This is a genomic window from Thalassotalea euphylliae, assembly GCF_042682785.1.
Classification (GTDB): Bacteria; Pseudomonadota; Gammaproteobacteria; order Enterobacterales; family Alteromonadaceae; genus Thalassotalea_F; species Thalassotalea_F euphylliae.
This window is the reverse complement of record NZ_JBHUIB010000012.1, coordinates 290,168-308,017: the sequence shown is the minus strand read 5'-3', so window position 1 is coordinate 308,017 and position 17,850 is coordinate 290,168. Positions and strand designations below refer to the sequence as shown.

Sequence of the window (17,850 nt, the reverse complement as noted above, 5' to 3'; positions counted from 1 at the left end):
TAAATGTTAACGAAATATCTGTTATTAGCTTTGTATAAGTTGTAAACGTCTATTACAAATTGCGCGCCGATTCTGTGCAGATCATTGAAATAATAAGTAATAAAAAATTTTTTCTTACTTTACATAAACTTAAGAAAATAAAACGCTACCCTTAGGTAGCGTTTTATTGGTGAAAATGTGAACGTTCAAAGAATACGTTAGTTAAATAAACCAACATTTAAACTTTTATAAAAATATTTCGTTTATATAACCAATATAAAAATAGCCACTGTAAAAGTAGAGTCCCAGACACAATTAGTAACATTGCGCCACCTTCACCGAACAAAGTGGCGATGCCACCAAACAAACTTTTTGACAAAAACTGCCAATCAAAAATGCTGGTACTGATGTAAATAACAATTGAGTTCATGCCGATAACGGCAAACCAAGTTGCTAAACGTTTCCACTCAAGTACATCGATAAGCCAATAAAAAAGAGCAAGTATCAAGACACTTAGGCCAATGGTGACTAATGCAAAACTGGACGTCCACAAACTTTTGTTAATGGGAAATATCTGTCCCCACGCTACCCCTACAGCGAGACATAATGATCCTGCCACAACTAGCAGACCAATCAATTTGGTAGGAAACAGTTGAAGCTGTTTTATTAGTCGCCCAATAAATACGCCCGCCATCGCATTTACAATCGAAGGTATGTTAGACAAAATCCCCTCGGGATCCATCGGGGCATCGCGGTAGGTAATGCCAGGTAAAAGTGTTTGATCAAACCACACGTTTAATGCAAATTCTGCGCTATAGTCGCCGCCACCATATTGGCCTATTGTAATAAATCGAAGTACCAACCAATAACCCACAAGCAATGAGATAGACGTTAGCCACTGTGTTCGAACACTGCAGTGCCAAACCAACATAATGGCCACAAACCACGCTATACCAATTCTCCCTAAAACGCTCGCATAACGTATCTGTTCAGGGGCTGCTGGTATACCTGTTCCCCAACCATGGTTATAAACAATGCCTAGCAGTAAAAGCAGGCCAAGTCTTGTATACGCATGCTTATAAAGTGCTTTTCGTTTTGGAGGGTCATAAGTGTTTATTGATTTTGCTGCTAATCCAATACTGACACCAGATAGAAAGATAAATAGAGGAAAAATAAGGTCGTATGCAGTAAAGCCATGCCAAGAGGCGTGCTTCATCTGCCCATCAAGCGTGCTAAACATCGACCAACCGGTGATGAAAAACAATGCGATAAACAGCTTTTCAGCCCCCATAATCCAAAACATATCAAAGCCACGTAGAGCATCCACAGATAACAGGCGTTTCTTGGGCGTGGCGGGTTTTATTTCTTTATTGGTCATCAGATTTTACAAGCACCTGTTGTCGTAGCTTTCACACAGCATCGTATTTTTACGAAAAGTTGTTAGACACATGACAACGCTGTCATTTATTTATCCATAGTATATTACTTACAAAACAATTAACAACCATTGAGTGATAACATGCTGAAACAATGTTTCACTGAGTGACTATTGATCCTATTCGCCTCTCGGTTACTATTTTAATGTAATGTCATTAGTTCAATCTTTTATCTGCCAATAAGAAGTCGCATCATGATCAGTAAAATAAAAGCTTTTTTTCAACAATTTGAGCAAGCCGACCAAGTTCCAGAAGCTGAACTTACAATAGACATGGCTGTATCTGTATTGTTGGTCGAAGTGATGAAAGCGGATGGAATGATTACGGACGATGAACAACAAACCATGGCGACGTTATTAATGTCTGCGTTTTCTCTAACGCCATTAGAAGTCGACGACATTATGGAACATGCCATAGCATTGAGTGAAAACGCGACTGACTTTTATCGGTTCACGTCTATCTTAAATCAGCAATATTCACCCGAGCAAAAAATTGAAATGGTCAGTTTGCTATGGCAATTAGCGAAAGCAGATGGTGAAGTTGCCGCTATTGAACAACATGTGATCCGCAAAATTGGCGATCTACTACATTTGCGTCAGGCCGAATACATCAAAGCAAAAGACCTTGCCTTACAATAGCAGGTGTAATGACACGCTAGCTTAGGTAAAATAGCGGCACTTTACCTTTCAAAAGACCCGCTATGGCTGATATTGGCAAATTTAATACCCTTCCTGTAATTGCGTTAAGTGCAAATGGTGCATATTTGGACGGCGATGAATTAGGCGAAATTCTTTTGCCAAACCGCTACACATCTCCAGACCTTCAACCAGAAACGTTAGTCGATGTGTTTCTCTATGTAGATTCACTTGACCGCCTTGTTGCTACTACTGAAAAGCCCTATGGGCAAGCAGGCGAGTTTGTGTCATTAGAATGTGTGGCTACCAATAAACTCGGTGCTTTCCTTAATTGGGGACTTCCAAAAGACTTGTTGGTTCCACACAACAATCAGCATAAAGCCATGGAAGTGGGTAAGCGCTACCTTGTCTATATTTATGTTGATCAGCGGACAGAACGATTAGTCGCCTCGAGCAAGTTAGACAAGTATCTGGATGTCTGGCCAGCAGACTACAAAAATGGCGAAGAAGTTTCGCTCACCATAGGTAGCCGAACTGACTTAGGCTTTAAAGCCATAGTTAACAATAAGCATTGGGGATTAATATATAAAACTGAAGTCCACCAACAGTTGCGCACTGGCCAGAAAATGAAGGGCTACATCAAAAAGATGCGTGAAGATGGTCGTATTGATTTACAGTTGGCGCGCAGCGGTAAAGGTAAAGTTAACGACTTCAGCCAAATACTTTTGGACTATTTGGCAAACAATAAGGGCTATTGCCCGCTACACGATAAATCGTCACCAGACGAGATAAGCGAAGTCTTCGGTGTCAGTAAGAAAGCATTCAAGCAAACGATTGGACACCTAATGAAGCAAGGTAAAGTTGTGATTGAGCCAAACGGTGTTCGGCTCAAGTAAGCTTCGTTAGTTATCCGCTAAAGATTTCAAAAAGTTCAAACTCGGCGCGAAAAACGCAACGCCAGTTTGAGCTTCGGTATATTTCAACATGTGGTCAAAATGTCCTTCTCCGTCGCCTTGAATCATACTTTTCAGCATTAAGGTGAAAGGCTCTGGTGAATGGCAGTAAGACACAAAGAATAGCCCCTGCACCTTCATATCTCCATATGGCATACTTTGGCGAAGGATCTCGATACTTTTGCCATCATCGTCTTTTAAACTAGTGCGCTTGGTATGAGCGGTTAGCGGCTTGTCTTCACTGGCATACTCAACGTTATCAACCTTAGTACGACCGAAAATATCTTCTTGTGCCTTTTCTTTGAGCATGTTCCACAACTTCATGTTGTGACGATAACGCTGTATATGCAAGTAACTACCTGCAGCAAATTCAGGGTCATCTTCTTCATTAACCAAAGCTACCGTGCGGCGATTTTTACCTTGAGGATTTTCCGTACCGTCAACAAACCCCGTTAAATCACGGCCATCTAAATAGCGAAAGGCACGTGTTTGCTCAATAAGCTCCACGCTATCAGCCAAAAACTCCATGATTTTAGTACTAACAATGTGATTCACATCAGAACGGTCGCTACGTACTTCTACATAGATATCGCCGCTTGTTGCGGGTGCGATTCTGTCATCACTTTGCATCGTAGGAAAAGAAGTCAGGTGCTTGGGTCGACCTTCAGGGCAGAGTTCATCCCAGTAATTAGCACCAATTGCGATAACACCCGATAAATTCGCTTCTGAAAACTGGTCGGCGTAATGATCAAGCATAGCGGGTATTCGCGACAGTGCCTGTCGGATAAATGCATTTTTATCATCTAACGCATTAAACAGTAAGTAAGTACCATGTAAGTTCGGCTCGGCACATATGCCAAATTGCTCTCTCGCCATATTGTTCACATCACTTTGCTTAATAACTAACGGTTAATTCTACACAAATTTGAATTGCTTGAACTATATTCCAACAATTTTTATTTGTTTTAATACGAAAAAAAGCAGCCCTTAGGCTGCTTAAATATAAAGTTTTTTTATTTTTCTTATGGTTTGTTGCGATTAGCTATTAACCGAAACGAACTCTGGGTAAGCTTCAATACCACAGTCTGACTTATCAACACCGTTGTATTCGTCTTCATCGCTAACACGGATACCCATAGTTTTCTTCAAGATTGTCCAAACCACTAAGCTTGCTACAAATACGAAACCGAAGATAACTAATGCACCGTATAGCTGTGAACCAAAGCTTGCGTCTGCGTTGCTGAAAGGTACAACCATAACACCGAAGAAACCAACTACACCGTGAACAGAGATAGCACCTACCGGGTCATCAATTTTCACTTTGTCGAAGCCAACGATTGAGAATACAACTAACACACCTGCTAATGCACCGATTAGAGAAGCAAATAGTGGTGATGGCGAAAGTGGGTCAGCAGTGATAGCAACAAGGCCTGCTAATGCGCCGTTTAGAATCATCGTAAGGTCTGCTTTACCCCATACCGCTTTGTTAAGCAATAATGCCGCTACTGCACCTGCCGCTGCTGCTGCATTGGTATTAAGGAAGATTTGACCAACAGCCGTTGAGTTTTCAACGTCAGATACCATTAGCTGAGAGCCGCCATTGAAGCCAAACCAACCCATCCAAAGAATGAATGTACCTAAGGTTGCAAGTGGCATGTTTGAGCCTGGAATTGGGTAGATTTCTCCGTTTGCGCCGTATTTACCTTTACGTGCACCAAGAAGTAAAACACCTGCTAATGCTGCTGCAGCACCTGCCATGTGAACAATACCTGAGCCTGCGAAATCACTAAAGCCAGCTTCAGAAAGGAAACCACCGCCCCATGTCCAGTAACCTTCGATTGGGTAGATAATACCAGTCAGTACGACTGCAAACAGTAAGAAAGACCAAAGCTTCATGCGCTCAGCCACTGCACCAGATACGATAGACATAGCAGTTGCTACGAATACTACCTGGAAGAAGAAATCTGATTCTAAAGAGTGATCAGCGTCTGCTGCTTGAGTACCAATTAATGCGCCAAGGCTAGGAATAATACCACCTTCTGCGTTATCTACGTACATGATGTTGTAACCGATAAGTAGGTACATCACACAAGCAATCGCATACAAACAAACGTTTTTAGTAAGAATCTCTGTCGTGTTTTTAGAGCGTACAAGACCAGCTTCTAACATAGCGAAACCAGCCGCCATCCACATTACTAGTACACCCGAAATTAAGAAATAAAACGTATCCAACGCAAAACGTAACTCAGTTACGCTGGTAGATACTTTTGCTAACTCTTCCATTTCTATCCCCTTATAATTATTTTAGATGGCTTGAGTATCTAATTCGCCTGTGCGAATTCGTACTGCTTGCTGAAGGTCGTAAACGAAAATTTTACCGTCGCCGATTTTGCCGGTATAAGCCGCTTTGCTGATCGCCTCTACTAAACGCTCAACAACATCTGAATTCACAGCAATTTCTAATTTTACTTTTGGTAAAAAGTCGACTTGATATTCTGCGCCACGGTAAAGCTCAGTGTGGCCTTTTTGACGGCCAAAACCTTTCACTTCGCTGACTGTTAAACCTTCAACCCCGATCTCTGAGATAGCTTCTCGGACATCATCGAGCTTGAATGGCTTAATGATTGCGTTAACTAACTTCATAATGATTCCCCTATGTTATTTGTAACAAGGTAAAACAATCACTATGCCAATCATTTTTCATCTTTATAAAACAACAACTTAGCAAAATAGAGTGAGTACACTAAAATTCGTAGGCACCATTTTGGTGCGCACAATTTTTGATCACGCACCTATTTGATGCACCAATACTCCCGTCCAATCCGAGCTCATAGATTTAACTTTTGTTTTTTCAGGAATTTAGGTAGATTAGAAATTGAACGACCTCGAGCAATAATACGAACAACAAGGGTTTCAGGCGTTATGAAAAGCTACTTTAGACTTTTGACTAAACTCCATGCCATCTGCTTATTGTGCAAATCAACTCGACTGCATGTTCTTATGCACTTACCAAATATAACGGTATCGCTTGAGTATCAGATATTCACTTGTCGAAACCATACAGCTTTTTCAAATAAAAAGGGGCTACTATGACGGATAAAACGCTTACTTCAGAAGACAAAATTATCGTACGCCGTTATATCGACGCGGCCATTAAAGTGGGGGCAATAGCAATACTCGCCACTTGGTGTTACGACATATTAAAACCGTTTGTCACGCCCATCATTTGGGCCGCGATATTAGCTGTAGCACTGCACCCTTTATGTTTGAAACTGTCTAAATCTTTGGGCGGTAAAAAAAGCCTAGCTTCTGGCCTGATCGCCGTTATTGCAATTGCCATCATGGTAATACCTACATGGCAGTTCTCTTCCTCAGCAATAGAGCGAGGTACAAACCTAAGCCAGCAAATCAAAGAGGGAACTCTGGTCGTTCCCCCCCCCACAGAACAAGTAAAAGAGTGGCCACTTATAGGCGAAAAAACACATGTCTTATGGTCTGAAGCGTCGAATAACTTAACTGAGTTTCTCACCAAGCACTCTGAACAGATAAAAGAATACAGCGGCAAGGTGCTATCTGGGATTGCAGGCTTTGGCGCAACGATTGGTCAATTTATTATATCGTTTATTATTGCTGCAGTGTTTATGACCAAAAGCGAAAGTTGTCATCAGGGAGTGAAAGCGTTTTTCAGACGTTTGATGAATGAAAAAGGTGAAGAGGCCGTAACCAACTCTATTGCTACAATTCGCAGTGTGGCACAGGGGGTTTTAGGTATAGCGGCCATCCAGGCATTTTTAGCGGCAATTGGTTTAATTGTTGCGGATATTCCATTAACCGGTCTGTGGACGTTACTCGTTTTAATTGTTGCCATCATGCAACTACCACCTATCCTGATCTTAGGCCCAGTGTCGGCTTACTATTTCTCTGTCGCAGATCCAACTCCTGCGGTCATCTTTCTCGTGTATAGCTTGATTGTAAGCAGTGCAGATGCATTTCTGAAACCCTTGTTGCTTGGCAGAGGAACAGATGTTCCTATGCTCGTTATCCTACTAGGCGCAATTGGCGGGATGGTATCAGCAGGTATCATTGGTCTATTTATCGGTGCGGTTATTCTCGCATTGGCGTACCAATTAATGATGGATTGGTTAGCACAAACTCCAAATATAGCAGCGGAAAAGAGCACAGATGTCTGAAGAAAACACAACGACGATAGAAGACAGCAATAAGCTAGAAAAAACCCGTAAAATTACTATTCGTCTGCTTATTGCAGCCTTGCTCTATTTTGTCTGGTACGTAGTGGCTGACAGAGTCACACCAATGACAGAACAGGCGCGTGTTAGAGCGTTTACGATTCCTATTGCGCCAGAAGTCTCTGGTGTAGTGAAAAAGTTTCATGTTGCGGGTGATAGACCGGTCAAGCAAGGGGATATTCTGTTTGAAATTGATGACCAAGACTATCTACTTGCCGTTGAGCAAGCTCGTGCAGCACTTGAACTAGCCGGGCAAGAAGTTGGTGCTAATACCGCTGCAGTTGCTTCGGCTAAAGCACGCTTAGAAAAAGCAAAATCTGACTTAAACACCAAACAGATTGAAGCGGAGCGTATTTTTGCCATTGAAGATGAAGGCGTCGTTTCAAAATCTCAAGCCGATAGAACACGCGGCGCTGTTGAACAAGCCAAGCTCGAAGTAGTCAATGCCCAAGCAGCTTATGTACAAGCACAACAAACACTAGGACAAGTAGGCCAAGACAATGCAAAAGTGCAATCAGCGCTTGCTGATTTAGGCAAAGCCGAACTTGATTTAGCAAGAACTAAAGTGCGAGCACCGAGCGACGGTGTTGTATCTTACGCAAAAATAAATATTGGCCACTATGCTTCCAAAGGCCAGAAAATAATGACTTTTATTGCGACAGAGCATGTTTGGATTGAAGCCTCTTACAAAGAGAATAACCTCGGTAATATGCAAGTTGGTAATCCGGTTGATATTGCCTTAGATTCAGCACCTGGCACAGTATTCAAAGGCGAAGTACATAGTATTGGATACGGCGTTAGCTTTGATAACAGTAAACCAGGAGAACTATCCAAACCAGAAGAACCAGAAGGCTGGATGCGCGATCCACAACGGTTTACCGTGTTCATCAAATTTATTGACGATAACTCTCGTGGGTTTAGACGCGAAGGCGGTCAAGCTGACATTATTACCTATACAGGCGGAAATTTCGTGATGAACGCATTGGGGAAAGTGTGGATATGGCTGGTAACTCTTGTGTCTTATGTTCACTAATAAAGTAAGCTAGAGGCAACTTTGATAGCCGAGCGTAAGCCATTGAGCATATACGACGCCTGTGCAATTCGTTTTACTATCGGTACAGTGATAGCTGTTGCATTGGCGTTTACCGTTGCTTGGGATTTCTCATTTCTGCTTCCTATTTTAGTCACTAAATTCTTAGGCAATACCAAACCGTCGCTACCATTGAAGTTGGCTTTAGCTATTGTTGTGATAATTGTCATGGCATTTTTTACCGGTATTGTCGTCACCAAGCTTTTCTTGCCTTATCCGGTAGTGTTTATTTTGGTGATGACAGTCTTGATTTTCTGGTTATGTTACTGGAACCAATCAGGTGGCAATGAGTTAGCGGTGTTGATGACATTGATCGCGCTTATCGTTATACCAATGCTAACTATTGTTCATGACGAACTTGCAAAGTCTTTTATCAACGGCTTTTTGTTTTCGTGTGTAGGCAGTGTTTTTATTGCCTTTGTCATGTATCAGTTAATTCCGGATCCACAAAATCGAGAGCTTCCATTGAAAGCCAAAATTGCGCTTGCACCTAAGGTTGTACGCGCGCGAATGGCTGCTTTGAGCACCTTGATAGTGTTGCCTGCATTATGCTTTTTCTTCTTCTTCGACCTAAACAGTTCAATGATTATCTTGATGTTCATTGCCATTTTAGCACTGAGTCCAGATGTCACATCGGGCATTAAAGGCAGCGCAGGCATACTGCTGGGAAATACTTTAGGTGGTGTTATTGCGATATGCTTATACTTGCTGCTTATCGCTGTACCAAAAGTGGAGTTCTTAGTGTTAATGAGCGCACTTTTAACCATGTCTCTAGCACACTATATTTGCACCGAACATAAACTTGCTCCGCTAGCAGGAATGGCGCTGACCACGGTATTTATCTTAATCGCTACCGCAAGTTTGAGTGAAAGTGATGTAGATACAAAGTTCTACACTAGGATTATTCAATTAGCGATTGCCTGTGGATACATCGTCATCGCCACCATTATTTATCATCCGTTGCTGCAGAAAATTAAGTTTTCATAGCAAGGGATACATTGGCAACAGTAAAAAGCGACATTTACGTTACAACAGCCACAAAAAAGCCGACATCAATGTCGGCTTTCTACTCAATGCATCATCTGCTCTTAATAAATCATCAATGAGCTTGGTTTCAATACAGATAAAACGCCTAAGCGCTCCATGTCGGTGTAGTTAATTGCGCTTCGAATCACATCTTTATCTAAACCAATCGTCTCTATATCTTCTGCTGATAATATTTTGTCTAGTGCTTCACGGTCATAGCGGCTTGTATGCAGCATTATGCGTTTAGCAGCGTACAACAATTGCGTCTCAACCGACAGCTCACCTATATTTTGTTCGTCTTGATAACGGATAGGTTCGATTAACGAATACGGTAATTGCCAAAGTTTTAACAACTCAGCTGTACATTCACCAAATGTAAAATCTAGCGTTTCTCGTTGTAACTCCCACGGCGGCACATCGAGAGTTTTTCCATAACAGCCGTCGATAGAATCTGGCATAAACTGCTTAACGACTAGTTCACCCAAGTTATGTAACAAACCGAGAATAAATAAGCGTTCAGCATGTGGAACTTTTAACGCCTCACCGAGGTATTTAATCAGCAAAGCACAGTCAACACTGCACTCCCAATACTCTTCTAAAAATTTAGCGTCGGCATCTAACGACTTAAACGCATCTGTTGTGAAGTAAGCAATCACCAGGTTATAGACTTCAGTGATCCCTAGCACTAAAACAGCTTTTGAAATCGTGTCAATTTTGCCCGGATAATTAAAAAATGAACTGTTGGCTAATTTAAGGATGGTTGCCGATAGCGCAGGATCAATCAGGATAACTTCTGCAATGTCATCAATTGTTGATGTTTCATCATCAATTAATTCTTTAATGCGAATAAATGAATCTGACAAGACAAAAATTTCATTCGCTTTCTCTGCGTATTCCACCGCTTTCATACGAGTTTCCTAATAATAGTATTGACGTTAGCTGGTGCTGGCAGTGAAGATTCAAGCGTCCCGTTTGCCTCTCCACTCCTGCATTTGCTAATCACAACAGTCGTGTCTAGATGATGCTAACTAGTATAGTAGCAATCATTTTAAAACAGGAATTTTTTAATTAAATTCTGCACTTATATGGTACGAGGTAAACTTCCTCATATTAATAACACCTGTACTGAAAATTAAATACTGCCCTTTAATGCCAAGTAAGGTGTCCGTAATAATCGGTTGCTTGTCAAAATTAAAGGAGCTGATTTTATTCAAATACTGCTCAACAGGGTAACGCAAATCTACCACAGGCTCATCGAGTTGCTCAACCGCATCTTCACCGAACCTCAAGCGAATATCTTGTAACCGCGCACTAATCTGTGGGATCAGTTCTTGAGCCTTCTGTTTTAAATCAATAGGTTCGGCATCACCTTTAAGCATGGCGCGCCAGTTCGTTTTATCTGCAATAAAGTCAGCCAAAGCCGTTTCAACTAAGCCCGATTGCAAACGAGTGCTGACTTTAAAAATTGGCAATGCTTGTGTGGCTCCCTGATCAATCCAACGTGTTGGGATTTGTGTGTGACGTGTAATACCCACCTTCAAGCCAGAGGTATTAGCCAAATAAACGTAGTGAGGTATCATGCAGTTTGTCTCACCCCACTCAGGTTCGCGACAAGTGCCTTTGTCAAAATGACACGTCTCAGGCTTCATAATACACATGTCACATTGCGCTAACTTTTGCATACACGGAAAGCAGTAGCCTTGTGAATAGCTTTTTTTAGTTTTTCTATCACAATGCTTGCAGCGAATCTCTTGGTGATAAATTAACGTAAGCTCTTTACCCAAAAGTGGTGCCAGTGGAATACGTTGTTCGCCAATGGGCAGAATGTACTCTATGTCTCCAGTTTCCTTTCGCTCACCGATAAGTTTTTGTAGAGGGCCTATTTCAGTTATTGTCATACCTATTACCTAAAACTGTACTTTTTTTCGTGTTTCTTTCACTTGGCTGCGCGTTTTTTTACTCGTTAATCTGCGTTTTACTGAGGCTTTAGTCGGCCTAGTGGCAATGCGCCGTTTTTGTTTTTTAGTCGCTAACTTTATCAACTCAACAAGCTTATCAATTGCTTCTTGTTTATTTCTGTCTTGGCTGCGACTGCTCTGAGCCTTAATGACAATGATTCCGTCATCTGTTATTCGATGGTCAGCAAATTTAGCCAATTGCACTTTGTAGGCACCAGGCAAGGAGGACGCCCAAATGTTGAATCGCAAATGTATCGCTGTTGATACCTTATTAACATGTTGTCCGCCAGCGCCTTGGGCCCGAATTGCCGAGAACTCAATATCACGATAGTAAAGGTGACAATTGGCATTGATTACAATACTATTCTCTGCCATCACTTATCACCTTTATTGTTAAATATTGACTAGCCAAGATTGGTTTGTGTACCTACTGCGGTGTGCCGATAATAGCTTGTATTGCGGCGTGACAACAGAATTATCACGAAGAATTCACGAACATAACCAATGTAATAAACGTGGTGCTAAGTACACACGTGTAAGGCGACCTGTATCACTAGCATACGCGGAAAAGCACCCAGACCGATCTTCCGCTTGCCAACGAGAATACACACTCAAGCAATTACCGAAATACAAAAAAGAAAAACTTGTTGATAATTTCAACAGCAACATTCTCAAGTAAATTGCACAACTGTTCGCTAGAACCCTTGTTTTTACTGGTCTGCCCAGTTAATTGCTCTTAGCTTTAACGAGTAACACCTGATAGAATGCGCCGGTTTTTTAGTAGTAAATGTGACCAACCCATGTTTGTAGAAAAGTTCTTTAACCTTGCTGACGGCAAAATTTCATACACCCGCAAACAAGCGAGTGAATTTGCTAAGCAAGTCGCTGACGACTTCAACCCATTACATGACGAAGACGCTAAACGTTTTTGCGTACCGGGCGACCTCTTATTCGCTACCACACTAGCTACTGCAGGTATTAGCCAAAACATGCGTTTCACCTTCTCTGGCATGGTCACTGATGGTATTGCATTGCACTTTCCAGGCAATCTAGACGCTGATGCAGACATTTGCGACGACAAAGAAAAAACATACATGTCCGTTTCAGCATCAGGTGAACAAAGCACATCATCGACACTTATCGAATCATTAATTCGCGCTTACGTTGGCTTTTCTGGCCACACATTCCCGCACATTCTATGTGATTTAATGGCGAAGAATGACGTGATGATCAACCCTGCACGACCAATGATCATGTACGAAAGCATGGCACTGACGTTAGACGATTTATCGGTAACTGATGTGTCACTAGAACTTGCAGAAACAACACTCAGCATTGACGGAAAACGAGGCAACGCCTGCCTTCGATTCAACCTATTCAGTAACGGCAAACAGATTGGTCAAGGTGAAAAACACATGGTATTGAGTGGCTTACGTCCATACTGTGGTGAAACCATAAGCAAGATATCAGAAGACTATATTGCGATGAAAGCTAGCTACCACAAAGCAGCATAATCTTTCCAAGTTTCCTTTCATGAAACTATAAAAAATGCCGCTTAATTGCGGCTTTTTTATGTTCAGGGTGAACGGTATGCTGCGGATGCATGGACGCATAAAAGCATTGATGTTCAAGGAAAACATCATACAGCCAGCACACGGATGCTCAAACTTGCTTTACTTTCGACACTTTGCCACAAATCTATCCATCTGCTCTGCACCTTGTCGCATCCATCGTTGGCACTTTTTCAACCACTGTTTCGCTAGCGGGTATTCTAGACTCAAAATAGCGAGCCCTACAGGCAAAAACAAAAACGCAGGTCCAGGTATAATGACGAATATTAGGCCAATAAACGCGAGACATCCCCCAACTACTGTAATCGCTACCTTCTTTGCTGATTCAGTCATCACACTATCCTTTTTTACTCAAATTTATCGTTAATTAGCTTTAACTAAGCAAAATAAAGACCAGTGATTTTTTCATTATTTTTCAATAAGATGAAATATAGCTCGTTCGTAGATTAGCCAGAAACACCAAGTATTCGTATTATTTTAATTTACCTTGTTGGCATTTTCGCCACTTTTTAAAGGCTTTTTGTTCTTGTTCTTTTAGCTTATTGCTGCGTTTAACAGAGTTACCTTGTCGCTGCTTGCTCTGAATTGTTTCTAGCTTTGTTTTGTAGCTCTTACATTTTGCAGAGTATGCTGTAGAGGGCAGTGAAAATGTTGACAGTACCAAGAGTATTGTGATCATCCTAATCATCGTTCTTCCTTATTTTTCAATGAACTATAACGAGTATAGACCAAGCTTGATAAAATGCATTTTTGTTCTAGGCTTCAAGAAAGGAACGGAATCCTATGAAGAGAGATGATCATGGAAGTATCAAAACACCTTTCGCGAATTGCTGCACTTTTTCTGCTCTTATACCTGCCAACTGCTTTTGCCCTCAATAGCAACCCACTATTTTTGCAACTCGCAAAGAAATATCAACCAGGAGTCGACGTAAGAGACTACTGGGTCAGCGAAAAACTAGACGGCGTACGCGGTTATTGGGATGGCACAACCATGTATACCAAACGAGGCAGGACGATCACTTTGCCAGCATTTTTTACTAAAGATTGGCCGAAATCCCCCTTGGAGGGTGAGTTATGGATCGACCGAGGAAAATTTGAGCAAGTGTCTGCCGTGGTTCGAAAAAAGTATGCGAAAGACTTTGAATGGCAGTCGATCAAGTTCATGTTATTCGACGTGCCTAGACACCCTGGAAACTTCACTGAACGCATTAACGTCATGAAAGCAACGGTACTTCAAGCGAATAATCGACACCTACAGATGATTGAGCAATACCGTGTCAAAGACAACGCACTCCTTGATTCTTGGTTATTAGCCACTGTAGAGGCAGGCGGTGAAGGTCTTATGCTTCACAAAGCAAATGCGCTTTACGAGGTCGGCCGCACAAACAATATTGTGAAGCTAAAGCCATTTTTTGATGCTGAAGCACAGGTCATTGCGCATCTACCAGGAAAGGGGAAATATACCGATAAGATGGGGGCTCTTGTGGTACAGAACAGTGATGGCTATACCTTTAAAATTGGCAGTGGTTTTAACGACAACGAACGCATAAATCCGCCTCCAATAGGTAGTATCATCACCTATAAATACAGTGGTAAAACATCCAAAGGTGTGCCAAGATTTGCCAGTTTTCTTCGTATCAGGCATTTAGCAAAGGTAGATTAATGGAACTGCATTTATGGCTCTCGCTTGTCGCCATTTGTATTATGGGCGCACTTTCTCCAGGCCCTAGTTTAGCACTCGTGGTAAAAAACACGTTAGCAGGTGGTGCGCCTGCTGGTTATGCCAGCGCAATAAGTCATGGTATTGGTGTTGCGCTATATGCGGCAATAACAACAACAGGTATAGGCATTATCCTCGTTCAGTCACCTACCCTATTTTCAGTGATTCAATATGCTGGTGCAGCCTTCTTGCTTTACTTAGGTATCAATGCCTTGATGAGCAAAAAACAACAGCTTAATTTGAGTGATGAGGAAGATAAGTCAGTTGAAGTAAAAAAGGTTAATGGCTGGCGAGATGGTTTTTTAATCGCGTTTTTAAACCCTAAGTTAGCTATATTCTTTTTAGCTTTATTCAGTCAGTTTGTTGATGCAAATGCAACCATGACGCAAAAAATGATTATGACCGCAACCGTTGGTGGGATAGATGCACTATGGTATTGCATGGTCACTTTTCTGCTCTCCCGAGGTCCTATCCTCAAAAAGCTAAAATCCAACAGTCATATTATTGATAAAGTGACGGGCGCCTTTTTAGTGGCGCTTGCTGCACGTGTCGTTTGGGTTTAAATGTCTTTAGGTAGAGGAATTTAGCGTAAGTAACTATTTACTTACGCTAACCTTAAAACCAATCAATCTGGCAGATAATCAAAAATCATTACTTTTAATCCCCGACCCTTTTGCGCTTCTTTGAACACTTCCGGTGGATAAATATGTTCACGGTAGGTCAGTGCAGGGCAATACTCTGTCACCATATCGGTAAGAAATTCATCCGTTAAATCAGGGTTATTCAGACACAGCATCACATGCCCACCTGGGCTTACAAATTCTGGGATACGACGAACAATTTTATGGTAGTCTTTTTCGATATTCACACTACCTTTTTGGAAAGAAGGTGGATCAATAATCACCAGTTGATATGGTCCATACTTTTTAATGCGACCGAATGATTTGAAGATGTCTAGCCCTTGAAATACAACCTTGTCTGTCGATTGTTTGTTTAAATGGTGATTATCACGTCCTCGCGATAACGAAGCCTTACTCAAATCTATATTCACAATTTGATTTGCACCGCCCGCATGAGCAGCAATGGAAAAGGCACATGTGTAGGAAAACAAATTTAGGACGTTCTTACCGCTACTGTTTGCCTGAACCCAATCACGCCCCTTTTTCATATCTAAAAACAGACCAGTGTTTTGTGCGTTGCCTAGCGAAATATTGTATTTCAACCCTGACTCCAACGCTTCCACCGACGTCACTTCGTCACCTAGCACAAGGGTAAATGGTGCTCTTGCTTGCCACCTGTGTTGAACCTGAACGCTTTTACATGCAGGGACTTTTTCCATTAACTGGTTTGCAAGGGTATTCACGACATCTACAGATTCTTCTTTGTACAGCGTTATCAGTATCAGTGGCTCATACCAATCAATGCAAATATGCTCAAAGCCAGGGTAAGCATGGCCACGCCCATGGAAAAGTCGCTGACTTTCAGACAATTTAGAAAAGTCGATATGCTCAATAAGCGAAGACATAGAGCTCCAATAGAAGTGCTTAGACAATCACAACTCTTGGCTCAGAAAAGCGAAGAGTTAGCGTAGACATCAGATATAAAAAAGCCGCATCATACACAGAATGCGGCTTTATCTCTAGTCAGCTTTAACGTTTGCTAAAGCGCTATCTAACCAAAAATATTATAACCAAAGAACTTCACAGCAACGGTATTTAGGAAAATACCTAATAAGATAACTGGGATAAAGGTGCTCAAAGAGAAGTTAATATACTTCTCAGACAATGACCCCTTATATCCTTCATTACCTGTCGCTAGTTCTTCCGATAAGTTGTGTTTCTTCCAACGGTAACTCACAAATAGACAAAGAAGTAATCCGTTCAGCGGCAGAATAGTGTCGTAGAACACATCGTAAACCACATCAAAGAATGAACGCGTACCGCCTGCATAGCTGGTAAATTCAGTGAAGAAATTCACCATGCCGAAAGATACCGTTGCAAACAACGTTAATAAGCCTGCGGTTAACATAAGCGAGAACAACGCCTTTTTACGCGTGTAGCATTTTTCAGTGACTAAGTAAGAAACAGGTACTTCAATGATTGATACCAGCGATGTAATCGCAGCAAAGAACACTAAAATGAAGAAGAACGCTGCAACACCGCTTGCTGCTACATACCCAATCGATGTTTGTAGCGCTAAGAAAATTTTAGGTAAGAAAGTAAATATTAGACTTACCGAGCTATCGCTAAGCTCTTGAGGGTTAACCTCAGGGTTAAACGAAAATACAGCCGGTAGGATCATCAAACCCGCGGTAAACGCTACAGCAGTATCAGTGATTGCAACTAGCTTAGCTGAACCAACGATGTCCGTTTTGTTGCTGATATACGAGCCATAGGTGATTAAGATACCCATACCCAGCGACAGAGAGAAGAACGCTTGTGACAACGCACCGTTGACAACCGATGGTGTGATTTTGTCAAAGTCAGGGATAATAAAGAAAGCAACACCAGCAAGTGCGTTATCACGTGTTAAAACGAAAATAACCATTAATACCAGCATTACAAACAAAGCAGGCATTAACGTTTTAGCCGCTTTCTCAATCCCCTCTTTTACACCTGCAACGAGAATAAAATTGACAATTGCAGCCACAATAATCATCGCACCAAATACCCATGGGGTATTGATAAATTCTCCAAACGCTTGTGGGGTTGCCAAGTAATCGAGGTTGCCAGATAAGGTCATCACGATATAACCAAAGATCCAAACGGTAAGCACCATGTAGAAAACGGCAATCATAAATGGTGTCAGCACACCCAACAAGCCAGCAATATTCCAACCATTGCCACCATTATTTAACGTTTTATAGGCGCCTACAGGTTCTTTCTGTGTTTTACGGCCGATAGCCATTTCCGCCATCATCACAGGTAAACAAATTAAGAAGACAAAAATGGCATAGACGAGTAAGAATGCACCACCACCATTTTTGGCAGCGTTAACTGGAAAACCAACAAGGTTACCAATACCTACGGCTGACCCTGCCGCAGCTAAAATAAATCCCAGGCGGGAGCTAAAATGTTCTCTTGGAGCGGTCATAAGTTTCCTTGAATTATAGTTATAGTCATCTAAGCTATTGTCTTGATTTTATTTATGCGGCTTAGATACTGCTTTTGTTGTAATTTTTAACCCGCCCGATGCTAGCAAGGATTTTTCCTCTTGTCTTCTCCTACCTCGTCCA

20 protein-coding genes are annotated in these 17,850 nt (G+C 41.7%); 9 read left to right on the top strand and 11 right to left on the bottom strand.

What is annotated here, in order from left to right:
• Positions 1–217 precede the first annotated feature (217 nt).
• Positions 218–1,357, bottom strand: a complete 1,140-nt coding sequence (nagX, locus tag ACFSJY_RS15885; protein ID WP_386036448.1) for a transmembrane glucosamine N-acetyltransferase NagX — start codon at positions 1,355–1,357, stop codon at positions 218–220.
• A gap of 252 nt (positions 1,358–1,609) precedes the next feature.
• On the opposite strand from nagX, the gene ACFSJY_RS15880 reads away from it, so the two are divergent.
• Together ACFSJY_RS15880 and ACFSJY_RS15875 are read left to right on the top strand one after the other, a co-directional pair.
• A complete protein-coding gene (locus ACFSJY_RS15880; protein WP_386036445.1) occupies positions 1,610–2,053 on the top strand; it encodes a tellurite resistance TerB family protein in 444 nt (147 codons plus the stop codon).
• A 62-nt stretch (positions 2,054–2,115) separates the two neighbouring features.
• Entirely contained in the window at positions 2,116–2,946 is an 831-nt protein-coding gene (locus ACFSJY_RS15875; protein ID WP_386036442.1) for a CvfB family protein, read from the top strand.
• A 6-nt stretch (positions 2,947–2,952) separates the two neighbouring features.
• Here ACFSJY_RS15875 and ACFSJY_RS15870 read toward each other — a convergent pair whose 3' ends face one another.
• From ACFSJY_RS15870 to glnK, 3 genes are all read right to left on the bottom strand, one after another.
• Positions 2,953–3,879, bottom strand: a complete 927-nt coding sequence (locus ACFSJY_RS15870) for a Dyp-type peroxidase (RefSeq protein ID WP_386038424.1) — start codon at positions 3,877–3,879, stop codon at positions 2,953–2,955.
• Positions 3,880–4,041: 162 nt separating this feature from the next.
• Entirely contained in the window at positions 4,042–5,286 is a 1,245-nt protein-coding gene (locus tag ACFSJY_RS15865; RefSeq protein WP_386036439.1) for an ammonium transporter, read from the bottom strand.
• A 21-nt stretch (positions 5,287–5,307) separates the two neighbouring features.
• Positions 5,308–5,646, bottom strand: coding sequence for a P-II family nitrogen regulator (gene glnK / locus ACFSJY_RS15860; protein WP_386036436.1), 339 nt, complete (start codon positions 5,644–5,646; stop codon positions 5,308–5,310).
• Positions 5,647–6,092: 446 nt separating this feature from the next.
• Between glnK and ACFSJY_RS15855 the strand changes: the two genes are divergently transcribed.
• From ACFSJY_RS15855 to ACFSJY_RS15845, 3 genes are read left to right on the top strand one after another with little or no spacing between them, the layout of a single operon-like run.
• Positions 6,093–7,193 carry an AI-2E family transporter gene (locus tag ACFSJY_RS15855; RefSeq protein WP_386036433.1) on the top strand — a complete coding sequence of 367 codons (1,101 nt, stop codon included), beginning with the start codon at positions 6,093–6,095 and terminating at the stop codon, positions 7,191–7,193.
• Positions 7,186–8,283: an HlyD family secretion protein gene (locus ACFSJY_RS15850; protein WP_386036430.1), complete on the top strand. Its 1,098-nt coding sequence runs from the start codon at positions 7,186–7,188 to the stop codon at positions 8,281–8,283. The genes ACFSJY_RS15855 and ACFSJY_RS15850 overlap by 8 nt, the downstream gene beginning before the upstream one ends.
• Before the next feature lie 42 nt (positions 8,284–8,325).
• On the top strand, positions 8,326–9,327 hold the full coding sequence (locus ACFSJY_RS15845; protein WP_386036427.1) for a DUF2955 domain-containing protein: 1,002 nt from the start codon (positions 8,326–8,328) through the stop codon (positions 9,325–9,327).
• Between the two features lie 101 nt (positions 9,328–9,428).
• On the opposite strand, the gene ACFSJY_RS15840 is transcribed toward ACFSJY_RS15845, so the two are convergent.
• The 3 genes from ACFSJY_RS15840 to arfB all read right to left on the bottom strand — a co-directional run bounded on the left by ACFSJY_RS15840 (position 9,429) and on the right by arfB (position 11,699).
• On the bottom strand, positions 9,429–10,274 hold the full coding sequence (locus ACFSJY_RS15840) for an HDOD domain-containing protein (RefSeq protein WP_386036424.1): 846 nt from the start codon (positions 10,272–10,274) through the stop codon (positions 9,429–9,431).
• Positions 10,275–10,430: 156 nt separating this feature from the next.
• The gene (locus ACFSJY_RS15835) at positions 10,431–11,264 is read right to left on the bottom strand and encodes a DUF2797 domain-containing protein (RefSeq protein ID WP_386036421.1); all 834 of its coding nucleotides are present in this window, start codon (positions 11,262–11,264) and stop codon (positions 10,431–10,433) included.
• A 9-nt stretch (positions 11,265–11,273) separates the two neighbouring features.
• Entirely contained in the window at positions 11,274–11,699 is a 426-nt protein-coding gene (arfB, locus tag ACFSJY_RS15830) for an alternative ribosome rescue aminoacyl-tRNA hydrolase ArfB (RefSeq protein WP_386036418.1), read from the bottom strand.
• A 46-nt stretch (positions 11,700–11,745) separates the two neighbouring features.
• On the opposite strand from arfB, the gene ACFSJY_RS15825 reads away from it, so the two are divergent.
• Positions 11,746–12,003, top strand: coding sequence for a GIY-YIG nuclease family protein (locus tag ACFSJY_RS15825; RefSeq protein ID WP_386036415.1), 258 nt, complete (start codon positions 11,746–11,748; stop codon positions 12,001–12,003).
• 121 nt (positions 12,004–12,124) lie between these two features.
• Positions 12,125–12,838 (top strand): DUF3581 family protein, encoded by a 714-nt coding sequence (locus ACFSJY_RS15820; protein WP_386036412.1) that lies wholly within the window; start codon positions 12,125–12,127, stop codon positions 12,836–12,838.
• A 159-nt stretch (positions 12,839–12,997) separates the two neighbouring features.
• Here the strand turns inward: ACFSJY_RS15820 and ACFSJY_RS15815 are convergent, their stop codons facing one another.
• Together ACFSJY_RS15815 and ACFSJY_RS15810 are read right to left on the bottom strand one after the other, a co-directional pair.
• Positions 12,998–13,228: a PGPGW domain-containing protein gene (locus ACFSJY_RS15815; protein ID WP_386036409.1), complete on the bottom strand. Its 231-nt coding sequence runs from the start codon at positions 13,226–13,228 to the stop codon at positions 12,998–13,000.
• 139 nt (positions 13,229–13,367) lie between these two features.
• A complete protein-coding gene (locus tag ACFSJY_RS15810; RefSeq protein ID WP_386036406.1) occupies positions 13,368–13,583 on the bottom strand; it encodes a hypothetical protein in 216 nt (71 codons plus the stop codon).
• A gap of 111 nt (positions 13,584–13,694) precedes the next feature.
• Here ACFSJY_RS15810 and ACFSJY_RS15805 point away from each other — a divergent pair, with 111 nt between their 5' ends.
• Positions 13,695–14,558: a DNA ligase gene (locus ACFSJY_RS15805; RefSeq protein ID WP_386036403.1), complete on the top strand. Its 864-nt coding sequence runs from the start codon at positions 13,695–13,697 to the stop codon at positions 14,556–14,558.
• Positions 14,558–15,178 carry a LysE family translocator gene (locus ACFSJY_RS15800; protein ID WP_386036400.1) on the top strand — a complete coding sequence of 207 codons (621 nt, stop codon included), beginning with the start codon at positions 14,558–14,560 and terminating at the stop codon, positions 15,176–15,178. Before ACFSJY_RS15805 ends, ACFSJY_RS15800 begins: the two co-directional genes overlap by 1 nt.
• Before the next feature lie 62 nt (positions 15,179–15,240).
• Here ACFSJY_RS15800 and ACFSJY_RS15795 read toward each other — a convergent pair whose 3' ends face one another.
• Positions 15,241–16,140, bottom strand: a complete 900-nt coding sequence (locus ACFSJY_RS15795) for a class I SAM-dependent methyltransferase (RefSeq protein ID WP_386036397.1) — start codon at positions 16,138–16,140, stop codon at positions 15,241–15,243.
• Positions 16,141–16,286: 146 nt separating this feature from the next.
• Complete coding sequence (locus ACFSJY_RS15790; RefSeq protein ID WP_386036394.1) at positions 16,287–17,708, bottom strand: sodium-dependent transporter; 1,422 nt, start codon at positions 17,706–17,708, stop codon at positions 16,287–16,289.
• Positions 17,709–17,850 lie beyond the last annotated feature (142 nt).